15 protein-coding genes and 1 riboswitch are annotated in these 12217 nt (G+C 35.2%); all 15 genes read right to left on the reverse strand.

Going from position 1 to position 12217, the window contains the following annotated elements; genetic code table 11:
* Nucleotides 1-305: 305 nt before the first annotated feature.
* Nucleotides 306-566 (reverse strand): hypothetical protein, encoded by a 261-nt coding sequence (locus tag C0966_RS16950; protein WP_274856924.1) that lies wholly within the window; start codon nt 564-566, stop codon nt 306-308.
* Between the two features lie 18 nt (nt 567-584).
* Entirely contained in the window at nt 585-992 is a 408-nt protein-coding gene (locus C0966_RS16955) for a hypothetical protein (protein ID WP_274856925.1), read from the reverse strand.
* The gene (locus tag C0966_RS16960) at nt 979-1398 is read right to left on the reverse strand and encodes a hypothetical protein (RefSeq protein WP_274856926.1); all 420 of its coding nucleotides are present in this window, start codon (nt 1396-1398) and stop codon (nt 979-981) included. Before C0966_RS16960 ends, C0966_RS16955 begins: the two co-directional genes overlap by 14 nt.
* Nucleotides 1399-1415: 17 nt before the next feature.
* Complete coding sequence (locus C0966_RS16965) at nt 1416-2363, reverse strand: DNA topoisomerase (RefSeq protein WP_342456752.1); 948 nt, start codon at nt 2361-2363, stop codon at nt 1416-1418.
* A 53-nt stretch (nt 2364-2416) separates the two neighbouring features.
* Nucleotides 2417-2668 (reverse strand): hypothetical protein, encoded by a 252-nt coding sequence (locus tag C0966_RS16970; RefSeq protein ID WP_274856927.1) that lies wholly within the window; start codon nt 2666-2668, stop codon nt 2417-2419.
* A gap of 150 nt (nt 2669-2818) precedes the next feature.
* A complete protein-coding gene (locus C0966_RS16975) occupies nt 2819-3052 on the reverse strand; it encodes a hypothetical protein (RefSeq protein WP_274856928.1) in 234 nt (77 codons plus the stop codon).
* A 15-nt stretch (nt 3053-3067) separates the two neighbouring features.
* A complete protein-coding gene (locus C0966_RS16980) occupies nt 3068-3379 on the reverse strand; it encodes a DUF2325 domain-containing protein (RefSeq protein ID WP_274856929.1) in 312 nt (103 codons plus the stop codon).
* 75 nt (nt 3380-3454) lie between these two features.
* Nucleotides 3455-3871: a hypothetical protein gene (locus tag C0966_RS16985; RefSeq protein ID WP_274856930.1), complete on the reverse strand. Its 417-nt coding sequence runs from the start codon at nt 3869-3871 to the stop codon at nt 3455-3457.
* 139 nt (nt 3872-4010) lie between these two features.
* Nucleotides 4011-4646 (reverse strand): hypothetical protein, encoded by a 636-nt coding sequence (locus tag C0966_RS16990; RefSeq protein ID WP_274856931.1) that lies wholly within the window; start codon nt 4644-4646, stop codon nt 4011-4013.
* Nucleotides 4647-4668: 22 nt separating this feature from the next.
* Nucleotides 4669-5232 (reverse strand): hypothetical protein, encoded by a 564-nt coding sequence (locus tag C0966_RS16995; protein WP_274856932.1) that lies wholly within the window; start codon nt 5230-5232, stop codon nt 4669-4671.
* Nucleotides 5229-5927 (reverse strand): hypothetical protein, encoded by a 699-nt coding sequence (locus C0966_RS17000; protein ID WP_274856933.1) that lies wholly within the window; start codon nt 5925-5927, stop codon nt 5229-5231. Before C0966_RS17000 ends, C0966_RS16995 begins: the two co-directional genes overlap by 4 nt.
* Nucleotides 5928-6002: 75 nt before the next feature.
* Nucleotides 6003-6086: riboswitch (cyclic di-GMP riboswitch) on the reverse strand.
* 218 nt (nt 6087-6304) lie between these two features.
* Nucleotides 6305-7069, reverse strand: coding sequence for a hypothetical protein (locus C0966_RS17005; protein WP_274856934.1), 765 nt, complete (start codon nt 7067-7069; stop codon nt 6305-6307).
* 17 nt (nt 7070-7086) lie between these two features.
* Nucleotides 7087-10401: a DEAD/DEAH box helicase gene (locus tag C0966_RS17010; protein WP_274856935.1), complete on the reverse strand. Its 3315-nt coding sequence runs from the start codon at nt 10399-10401 to the stop codon at nt 7087-7089.
* Between the two features lie 77 nt (nt 10402-10478).
* A complete protein-coding gene (locus C0966_RS17015) occupies nt 10479-10706 on the reverse strand; it encodes a hypothetical protein (RefSeq protein WP_274856936.1) in 228 nt (75 codons plus the stop codon).
* 17 nt (nt 10707-10723) lie between these two features.
* A complete protein-coding gene (locus C0966_RS17020; RefSeq protein WP_274856937.1) occupies nt 10724-11617 on the reverse strand; it encodes an ArdC-like ssDNA-binding domain-containing protein in 894 nt (297 codons plus the stop codon).
* Between the last annotated feature and the right edge of the window lie 600 nt (nt 11618-12217).

The raw sequence follows: 12217 nt of genomic DNA on the forward strand, positions 1-12217 counted from the left end.
CCATTCTGATTTATCAATTCAGTATGTTTCATGTAATATTCTCCATCTATCAATTCGGCATTAAAAAATTCTGTTAATACACTCCCTAAACTTTCAAAATCCATTAGAAGACATTCATCCACCAACTCTTCAAACAAAAATGTCGATACACGCTAGAGTATCAATAATTTGAGTAAGTTCCATTTCGGACTTAATAAAAATTACATCATCGGGTGGGCCAAAATAATGAACAATTTTATAAATATAAGCCAATTATGTTTGCCTCCTTCGTTAGTAGTTACTTATCAACTTCGAAAAATCACACGCTAATCTTTTAATCCGTATCGTTTATTAATCTCAGCAACCCTGATCGCATTCTCCTCGAGCGCCTTTTTCACCTCTTTCCGTATAGTTTCCGCATATTCGTTGTTCTTGTCGCGCACTTCCTTAATGATTTTAAAATCGACTTCATCTCGTCCATACATTCGATTTAGTACAACGTAGTCAACAAATAATTCTTTCATATACTCAAGGTTTCCGAAGCCGTAAAATTTCCCGTTTAAATAGCACTTATACAACGTACTCATTTGTTCATCTCCTTCGTACTATGCAATAACATTTTTAATTTCAGATACTTGATCGTCCGTTAATTTAGAAGTTGAGACAGAACCACCATCTTCAAAAACGGATAAATGAAAATCCCCATCATGTTTATAAAGAACAACAAATTTACCTGTTTTAACTTCCACTTCAATGCATTTATCAAATACAATTAATTTATCCCCATCATAAAGATCACAATACCCTTCACTGAAAGCTAATGAAAGAATACAAAAAGTTTCTTCATCTCCGTATTTGTTGATTGTTTCGCTCGAAACCCCGACATCATTAAGTTTTTTATGATTTTCTTCATTGTTTTCTACAAGAAGATAACATTCATCTCCACCGTTTTCTTCAATCACTTCTAAGCTATTAAGAACATCTAAAATTCGTTTTTTTTCAGTGAAATTCATTTTGAATCTCCTCCATAAATAATTGATTTGTTACGCGTAATGTGTCAACTGAACAATTTTTAGCAAAGTCGAATTCACTTACTTTATTTCCTTTTTCAGAAATTACCGTTCTTCCATTTGTATACTTCCAATAAACTTCCTTATCTAAATTAAAGTAATCGCATAGTTCTCTAAAGATATATGAAGTTAGATTGAGATCTAATTTTCCTTTTATAGCATCTTCAATTATCTCGGGAGAGAATTTTGTTTCATTTGACAGTTGAGCAAATGATACATTTTGTTCTTTCATAAGTTCAGAAATAACAAATCTTAAATTACCTAGAGCTAGTAATTCTTCATTGTTGACAGTTATATTATTTTTCTTTAAATACTGATACACCATTACCTTATCACTCATTTTCATCACTTTAATTTTCCTCCTATCTATGTCGCAATATGAAGATAATGTGCAGCAATAATTGATTTTGCAATAAGATCATAAATTAGCTGTTCTCCTCTTGGTAAAGTGAGAGGATTTACAATTTCTTCTGTTAAAACTATTGCAAAATGTTCCGTTACCCGATCTTTATCCACGTACCTTTTATCTTTGGAAATATCTTTGGTTGTACCATTAATTAGAGGTTTGTATTCATCTAACTTGGCTAGGTTATTTAAAATGCTTGGTAGCCACTTGGCTTCTTCCGGAGTAATATACCGGCTGTCACTTCTAGGATATGTAATTAACGATCTATCATATAATGATTGTGCGTAAGATAAGACAGCTGCTGGGGACATACCGTATAATCGATTCGCTTCCATCTGAAGAGCCGAAAGGTTATAAAACTGCGGTGGAGGACTTCTTTTTTCCTCTTTTATAACTGAATAAACCTGTGCACTATTGTCTTTACAAAAGTCAGCCAGAGCTTGTGCTGCTTCCAATTCGAAAATATGATCTGCATCTTCTTTAAACCATTTACCAACAAGCTTGTTTTCACCAAATTGAAACTCAGCTTCACAATCCCAGTAAGGTTTACTAACAAAATTTTCAATTTCTTTTTCTCGTTGATAAATGATTCCCATCAATGCTGACTGTACTCGACCTGCTGAAAATGTTTTATTTATTCCTTTTTCTGAAAGCAGAATCGATAAAGTCCTTGTTACTGAAATTCCAACTAACCAATCTGCTCTCTGCCTGGAAATAGCTTCATAATAGTATCCTTTAAATTCACGATTATCTTTTAAATTTTGAAATGCTTTAATTACACTGTTTTTCGTAAGTGAAGAAGTCCAAAGGCGCTTAACTGGTTTTTTATTATTTAAAAAATACAGAATTTCGTCAATTAAAAGTTGACCTTCCCTGCCGGCATCGGCTGCATTTATTACAAAAGAAATTGTTGGATCTTTTAAAAACTTTTTAAAAGTTTGAAAGTATTTCCTTTATGATTCTATAATTTCAATTTGAATTGAGTTGGAATGATTGGGACTGTATCAAGTAACCATTTTTTGAGAGATTCATCATAATCTTCAGGAGCAAATAATTCTAAAAGATGTCCACAAGCACTTATAACCACCGCACCTTTTGGAAAAATTGAACAAGGTTCGATGGCTATGTGATCACCCTTATTATTATGTGGAAAAGGGGAAGCTAACTTTTTAGCTTGATCAGGTTTCTCAGCGCATATTAAACACCTTTCCATTAAAAGCGCCTCCCCAATTATTTTGAATAATTCTTGAATCTATTTTTTCGAGAGAAAAAAGGACGGTTAATATATAAATTTTTCCGTGGTTTTTGGCCTTCTGACTGATCCTTTGATATATACTCTTCTCGTATAACTTGTCTTTGAAACTCAATTTGTTTCATTAAAATTTCCTCCTAATAAAATTTTTTCAGCAGCAACATATAGAAGACAGTTTTTAATACGTTCTGAATCTATACTACTACTAATTCGAACCAACTCATCTGGGTTATCCAATTCTCTAATAGCCTGAATTAACTGTAACTCTGCTTCACTTACTTCAATAACCGTTTTTGTTATTTCATGAGGTACTCTTGTTTGTTCGCCAAATTTATAAATTTTCAATTATACTTACTCTCCTTAAGCTGCACTGCAATTTAGATGTTCAACACACATTTGAATTGCCCCTGATGCTCCAAATCCGTTATGAAATAACAGATCTTTTCCTTGCTTTTTGCACAATTCTTTTACGATATCCATGCTCACATGCCCACACGCGCCGAGTAGGACCACTACACAATCTGCTTTTTTTATTAGATTCCGAAACTCTTTTTTGTTACCGCCGTTTCTTGTTTTTCCAGAATGGAAAATCACATCAACTCCTTGTTTCTGGCCAATTTTTCTATATGTACCTTCTTGATATCCTCCAATGATAGCGATTGTTTTTTTCATAATTAAGCCTCCCTGTATAAGACGTAAATTTATAATAAATATAACACATATTACATCAAATACAAGTATTATTTCCTAATTATTCTTTTTTTGTAGTTTTTTGAGAAAGAAATATCCTATATCAGGATGTACATAAACATCATCATGTTCCAGTATTTCTTCAAGTACAGTCAGTAATTGATTGGTTGGCATATTTTTTAATAGAAATCCATCAAATAAATCTAATTCTATATAGCTTTGAATATTGTCGGGTTTCAGACCCAATAAAACCACTTTTGCTCCTTTTTTGCGCATCTCGATAAGAAACCGTTCTATTTTGGAATTAGAGATTCTCTCTATAATGATTAGTCTGGGGACATCTTTATTCTCATATCGGAACTGTTTCGAATCGGTTCCGATAATATCAAAAAACCGGCCATATTTTAGTTCAAGTAGTTTCTTTAAACCTTCTCTAAAAGAGGTTTTATCATTAATGATCATGATATTTTCCATTGAACACATATCCCTCCTTTTCCACACAAAAAACCCTTGCCGTAAATGCACATACTCGTAGCGCATCTACAACAAGGGTTCGTCCCTTTGATTATTTAATTAAAACTTATTATACAATAATGTCTTCTAATCGTCACTATTACGAAGAGCCTTTTTTCCAATTTACTGGTTTAGGACAGGAAATTGATGAAATTTCCCCATTAACCAGTAAAGCATATTGACCGTAACCCTCTTCATCTATGACCCATGCCATTTTAGAGGCTATAGAAAGAGAAGACTTGTGGTCATGTAATGGAATTGGAGACTTATATACCCTCTTACTCCAACCCATTTCGGCCTCACTTTTATTTTTAGGTAAAGGAATCGGTTTTTTACATTGACTAATGATCCAACATCCATACTGTCTACAAGGGGAAACATACCAGAATGCATCATCTCTATTTGAGGAAAAGTCCGGTTTTAACGGATATGTGTAATTTTTTTTAAGAGATTTTCCAACTAGTTCATGAAAGATTTCTTCATCATTCAAAAGGTAATCAGCTTCTTCCTCGATTAATGAAAATCTAAAACCAACTTGGTCTTTTTTAGGCATGGACATTTCATTCTTGCTTAAAAAAAATCCACATCTTGCTGCTTCATAAGGGCTATCTACATTTATGTTTTTATTAATAGAACATTTTCCAGTAATCTCATCAAAAAGATCACAAGAATTTCGACAAGTAATATCATTGTTTAAATTTATATTTCGGTTGTTATCTACTACAAGCTTCAACATGGAATCACCTTTTTATGTAGAATTAAGCAGCTCCCAACACAATTGGCATTAATGTTGTTAGAACTGTTAATAGAGCTGCGCTCACCCACAATCTTTTACTCCATCTTCCATACTCTGGATGGTCGATAAAATGATAAAACATGTAGAAGACTAAACCAATTAAAACCATTCCGATGGAAGTATAGTAACCGGTGGATTTTATTAAGTTAATAATATCACTTGCAAGCAGTGTAACATTTTTACTATTTGTAGTAAATATTATAATTACCATTATACGGATAAAAAAGAAAGTTATGGGTACCCAAATTAATACGCCAGTAGAGAATTTCATGACTTGTCCAGTTTTTGTTACTATGGAATATCCCATTCTAACAACACCCATTAAAAACATAATGGTAAATAAAGCGGAGAAAATAAATGAAATAGTTGGAGCTAAGCCATTAATGCTTTCAGTCCAGGTATTTACTTGATTATTAAAACTAGGCTCAGATCCCCTGTTAAGAATAGGATTCGCTTTTGCTGATAACGGTAAGACAAATGAAAAAATTACGATCAAAAGGATTATGTAATATCTTCGTAAATTCATTTTTTCCCTCCATTGCCTTCAAATCGGAAACAAACGGCTGATTCAAATGAAGCAGTACTCATTTTGCCATTAACTACTGGTACTTTAGTAATAAATTTATATCTTCCTTTATTATAATCTAGTACATGGTCCAACGTAGCTAACCATTGGCTAAGAATTTGTTGATTGATAACTTGATTGTTTACAAGAATTGAATTTACCTTTCGCCCATCTAATTCCATAGAAAAAAGAATTGTTTTAAGGGTATGTTGGTGTCCTTTAAAGGTGACATTCTTTATGTAAGGACGGAAAGGAATTAAACTAATAAAAAGTATTCTGGCAGATTGTAAAATTTGATGTTTTTCCGTTTGTCTGGAAAAAATACCTGCACTTACTTCAAAGCGAATATTGGCATGATCCATACTTCCATCAGGCAAAACATCTATATCCGCATTGAAATTAACTTCTAATTTTTTATTTAATTGCCTAGACATTGGTGATAACCAGCTCAATTCTGCAAAGAGAAGGTTATCTTCTATATTGTCATAGTACTCACTATTCTGTGGTATATCTTCAATGCCGTGGGCTTCAATATTTAATGCCTTAGCGGTGGCAGAAAAACTAAATAAAACATTCTTTAGGCCTACTTTCTGCTTTTGAAGTGTCTCTTTAATTTCTAATATTTGATTATCATTAAGTTGAGAGCTGGTAACCACTATTCATGTTCCCCTTTCCAAAGTATATAACAAAAAATGGCTAGTCAATAAACCGAACTAGCCTTTAAAATCCAATTCGGTAACTGGCTGGCATAACATTAAGTCTTAGCCCCTATAGTTTTGCGTCTTCATCTTTCGATGAATTTGCCTTTATCAATGTTACAGGAAATATTTTGGTGTATGCCTAAAGTTCGACTCATTATATTATAATTTACCCATATTAGTTGTCGTAATTTGTCGAATTCTTAACAGTTTTGCCAAAATTGTATAATGTTACATATTTTATAGTTAGAAAGCTGGATTTTAACTCCTGTTCCAAAGAAACAGTACTTATTTCCTTGGAGCAAGAGGCGACAGAAGTCGCGCTCTCTTTGTTTCTAAATAGCCATTTGCTCTTTTTGAAAGCAATATTCTTCATCCGGGATAACGTAATCTTCAGATACATCCATTTCCAAACGGAATATATTATCAACTGTTACATTTTTTCCGTTTCGAATAACATCCAGGATTAGCACATCACCTTTTTTTAATTTTGTTGCTTTTTCTCCAACGTTGATCCAAATCCTTTTACCGTCGGAAACGTGGATATAAGACTCTTCCATACCAACGATTGTTACGACCCATTGTTGAGGTCCATTGATGCAATCTGCTATTTTGGCGGAAGCAAATTGCTCATAGCCAGTTGGAGAATTTTCCTCCATTTCATCTAGATCAGCCATCTGAATATATTCTTCTTCCTCTCCATATTCAGCAAGACTAGACAGTTCATATCCATGGTCTATATCTAGTTCATACTCGATTTCTTCACTTGGTTGGTCAAGTTCAAAAACGGGATTCACATTATCGAACTCACCCAATCCCAATTCTTGTTGAACTTCTTCAAATAACCCTTCGGTAGCTTCATCAAGATCAGAAAATGTTACTTGATCAGGGTCTTCTATTAGAACGGGATTTATTACTTGAATAGGCTGGCAAGAAATAATTTCCTCCTTGGACTCCGTACAATCTACTTCTAGCTGAGTCAAACGCTCAAAGTATTCGTAATGGCTCCGGATCTTTAATTCTTGACAATAAACAAAAACATAGTATTCAACTAGCCAGTAAAAATATACTAGCCAGTCCATTGTTAAGGTTAATGTCACTTTCATTTCCTCCCAATTTAAAATAGTTCAAACGCTAATTGACCAGTAACTGGTCCATTACGTTTCTTTCGAGATTTATTCTCCTCTTCCTTAATTTCAAATAAAGATATTTGTTGGTTTTCAACAGTCGCGGCAACTTCTCTTTCAAATTCGGTTAAATAAGCAACAATTTCCCCATCTACGATACAATCAAATCCAAAAGCTGCAACAAGATCTACTTCTAATACGTTATTAACGAAGGTAAATCCATTAACAATGCCTTTTTCAATGTTTGCTGTAATGGTAGTTGCTTTCCGAATAAGAACGTTCCTAGAAGAATCAGATTCAATTTGCTGATTAACCCAAATAATGAATTGCTCTTTAGGTGTGAGCTGTTTCTGTTTCTTTTTGCCAATACCGGCCAAAATTTCTCTTGCTCGGTCAGATGCTTCAGCAACCCATTCTTCAGTAGAACCTTTAAGGACAACACCTTTTTTTATGGATTTAATAAGCATGGACTGTAGATCACCTTCATCACCAAGCATTGCGTTCAATCCGTCTGTGCTTACGTCTCCATTAATCGCACCCGCTGCTTTATTTTTCATCGCTATCAAGGTAGCCATTTGTTCTTGGAAGGTATGTTTGTAAGAAAGATAATATAAACGACATTCTTCCGTTTGCCCAATCCGCCAAGCGCGCCTTGCCGCTTGATTGATGGTGAACAACGACCAGCTGAATTGATAAAATATTAAAGTTGGAGTGCATAATAGGTCGAGTCCTACTTTAACAAGTTCCTGTGAAACAATGACTACATCGTAGCCTTCTTTCACTATTTTTTTCCGCAACCATTCACTGCGTTTATTGGTTTGGGTAGAACTAGTATCCATGATTGCTACTTTCGCACCGATTTGTTCAAGAATATACTTGAGGCGTGGACGGACATCTCTACCTTCTACACTTGAACCAGTATCTCTCACGTAAACGATTGATTTTCGACCTTCTTCCATTTCCCCTTTAATGATTTCTTGGAGCTTCTTCTCTTTATTAAGAATCCGCTCTGTAGGGAAGGGTTCAGGGCTCCAAATCAACTCCCTCTTTCCGTCCTCTGTTTTGATAGAGAAAGAAGGATAGGTAAATGGATTATCCGGATACGCTATACCTGTTTGAGTAAGAGGTAAATAGAGTTTATGGCCATCGTCTCGAGAATCGATTTCCCGTTCAAATGTTGCCACCATATTTTGATAATGTTGCCTTAAATCCTCGTCTAAATCGACTAGAATGGTAGGTACATTGATTAATTCCACTGGGTCCGGCCAAACATCAGTAAGTCTTACGAGTACGCTATTTTGCACAAGGAATTTACCAAATACAAAAGGCGAAATACCAGGTAAGACTTTTTCTGTTCTTTTCGTACCGCCCCTAGATTGTTTGTTTGAATACTCGCCTTTATCATCGTGATTGTAAGTAGTGGTTTCGATATTTCCATATTCTTCGTTCCACTTTCTTACTTCTGAATATTTATATCCGTTTTCAACCATAAGGTGAGGGAATAAGCGCCAGAGAGTATAATAAATATCCTCTGACTTACCGCCAAACAATGTGCCACTTCCCCCTACTACCTTTTTACAAGCAGCTGCAAGAGATCCTAATGCATTGCCTTGAGCGGACATTCCAGCTTTCAACTCATGAATTTCATCAATAATAGCAAGGTCAAAAAACCATCTCATTTTCCGACGAATGTACTCAACCGTTGCTATTCTCCTGGGATTCCCTTGTTGTTTAGGAATCTCTGGCTGAGTATTTTGAATTTGCTGGACTAAACGGTTATTTCCATCCTTCAGAGCATGAGTCAGTTTTCTTTCATGCTGCATCCATTCTTTGATGGACGAATACCGGGTAAGCACTTTTTTAGTCCATAAACTTTCTCCACACTCACTGCAAAAAGCATTGGCAGGCTTTTGAGCATTATGAATGCGTCGGGATTCCCCAAACTCATTTTTATCCATCGTCCGTTTAGTATGGTTTTCTTTTTCCTCACCATTTTCATCCGTTTCAATATCAGTAGATTCAATGACTTGGTGAGGCTTTCCGCAACTAGGACAATAATATCCATAACGATACGGAAGAGTCTCTTCCATTCTCTGTTTTTCTGTTTTCTTGTATTGGAAATGAACAGCTGGTACCGTTGCACAATCACCGCGCATTGTCGTAAAAGAAATTACGAAAAAGGTTGGTTTCGTTGGTTTCGGTCTTCCAGCTTTTGTCCAAGCACTATGAAATTCGATTAATTGTTCTGTTCTCTCAATAACTCGAACTTCTGCGTGTGGAATAATCTCTTTGATCTCTTCTGGCCACTTTTTGGTTAAACTAGGAGGGCACATTAAACAAGTAAAATAACCCTTCTTGTTGGACATAGCCGCTACAACATCTGCAATGGCTGTCATCATAGTCGATTTTCCGGTGGACATTTCCCCTTGAATCAATACAGCTTTCTGTTTTTTTAGCACCTTCGCTACAGCTGTAGACACATGAGCTTGAACAGGAAAAAGTTCACGCTTATAAGTACTAATCTGAGGGTGAATAGAATCTGTAAGAGGATTATGAGCTGGTTGAACCCGTTCGCTAACTTTATCAATCATGTCATTGATAAATGTTTGCATATAGGTCGTTAAGTCTTTAATCTCTTCCAGATTTCTCCCGCTCCCCTCTTTAGGAAACTTAAGAACCCTGTTTTGAATCATTTCAGAAATAATTTCATCAGCGTGTTCCTCATTTAATTTCAATTTATAAATGTCAAAGCCGTTTAGGAAAAGAGTTGGATCAAAATAAAATTCAACTTTCTCCAAATACCCTCTATTGACAAACTCTTTAAATACGGTTTCTCTCCATTCCGGTAAAATGTTAAGACCGTATTTCCCTCTGCCTAAAACTTGTCTAAGATCTTCTGCTGGATTTCCCTCAAAGGAAAGGATATAATCACTGTTTCCTAGCAATTCATCATGAACAATGGCAATTGCTTTACGATTTTGATTAATCGTTATTGGAAATTTTTCATACTTTCCTTTCTCTGAGTAAAGGCGGAGTTCTTGGACGAATTTATAGTCAGTTAGTTGTTTTTCTCCATAACCAAAAGCTAATCCCCCAGAGCCAATATCAACAGAAGCTTTCATCGCCTGCAGAGTGGAATCACTTCCTGCAATAATGGTCATGAGGATTTTTGCTCCTTGCGATTCATACTGTGGTGGTTCAACTGCTAAAGCGTAACAAAAAGCATTCTGCCAGGCTTGATCGAGGTAAATTTCTAGCATTTTGGGATTATCGTTTGATTCAGCTATTTTATTCCATTGGATCATTCTTTAACCTACCAATCAAATTAGATAGGAAGCTAGTGCTCCCTATCTACAAATGAGGTAGGGACACACCTCCCTGTCTAATTAGACTGATTGTTATTTAATGTATCCAAATAATTTTTAAATTCTTGAATTACAGTTTCTTTGGCATCCTTCTCGGATGTAGCATATCCAATCGTTAAATTGTGTACTGTACCATTTGTCAAATGAACTCGATACAAAGTTCCAGAAGGGATTGAGGCCACATGTTCAACATAAAATTTATGACCTGCATGTTCCTCTAATTTGATCGGTGTGAACTGCTTCACTGAACAGACTCCTTTCTCTAAGCTGTTTGAAGACCTTTTTCAGCCTTTTCTTCCATCAGGCGTCTGAACTCTTCAATGATTCTCCCGGAAATATCACAAATTTGAGAACCATATTTTAGAAGGGAGTCTTCGTCGTTCTTACTCCATGACTTCACATATCTGAAGCTGTAATCACTTGTGTCAAGGCCGAAGAATGAACAGACAACGAAAGCAGCTCCTTCTGCCACTACTTCTTTTTCAGATGTAGAGGAAGACGTGTCATATCGGTGCACTTTGGAGTGAACTAGTTCATGGATCAATGTCTTACACCGGTGATTGATACTTAAAGCTTCACTAACAACAATTTCATGCTTGGAAGGCTGGTAATAACCATTTGCTCCTTCTGCATCTCCATAAATAACAGAACAATTATCTTTTCGAGCAATTTGCTCGGCGTATTCGATAATTTGTCTGGCTTCAGGACAATCACCTTCAAGATTGATAATAACCTTGTCAATCGGAAGCGGTTCTCCTTCTGTTTGTTCATACGCAAATACCGGAACAGTGAGGAATCCGATAAGTTTTGTTTCCACTTCTCCGGTACCATCTTCAGTTTCCACTTCTTTAAATCGTGGCTTAAAGATTCTAATTGCTTTAGAACCTTTTTTTACCTTTCGGCCTAACTCATTCCAACGCTTCAATGGAGCAAAAAAACTAGCATTTGGATACTGAGCTTTAGCAACCATAATATTTCGGAAGGAGTAGTTAGGCATAAGTGCCTTCATCTCTAAAAGAGCTTTAAACTCCTCAGGGGAGTAACTAAAATTTTTCACTCCTTCTTCTAGGATCGATACAAGTTCTTTGACTTTTTCTTCTACACTTGGACCATCCTTGTTCCACTTTCTACAATTTTTGTTTTGGTGATTAGCCATAACAGCACCCCTTTTCTTAAAGTTTTTTATATATAAAAACGAGAATAGGTATCCCCCATTCCCGTTGTTAACCGCCATCAAAAGGCCATATAAACGCAAAAAAGCCTTTGAAGTTTGATAGATAAATAGCACAAAATAGCTATTGTCCATCAACCTCAAAGGCTGCAATGTTTCGTCTTACCCGCTAATCCTCGATGGGATTGCATTAAAAATAAAAAATAAAATAATAATATAAGGGTATTATATCCTCTATTTCCATTCTCGACAAGATATTCATTGAAGGAGAATGGCTGAAAACATAAAGTTAAAAGAAATATTTATTCCCCTTTTGTAATTATTCTGATTAAAAATTTCTTAAGGGAGGGTTAAAGATTTTTTAACCTATAGTCCCCTTAAAAATTTTTTAACCCCTAATCAATCCTATTTCTGTGGATAAACCCCCTTAAAAATTTTTTAACCTATCCCTTAAAAATTCTTTAACCCATGCATTAAAAATTTTTTTATGGCCTATAAAGATTTTTAAATCCACTTTAAAGACTTTTTATCCCCTAATAAGAATTTCTTAACCTCTGTAGGAAAAAAGAAAAACCTCAATCAGGA

The sequence above is a fragment of the Bacillus methanolicus genome (assembly GCF_028888695.1).
Taxonomy (GTDB): domain Bacteria; phylum Bacillota; class Bacilli; order Bacillales; family Cytobacillaceae; genus Bacillus_Z; species Bacillus_Z methanolicus_B.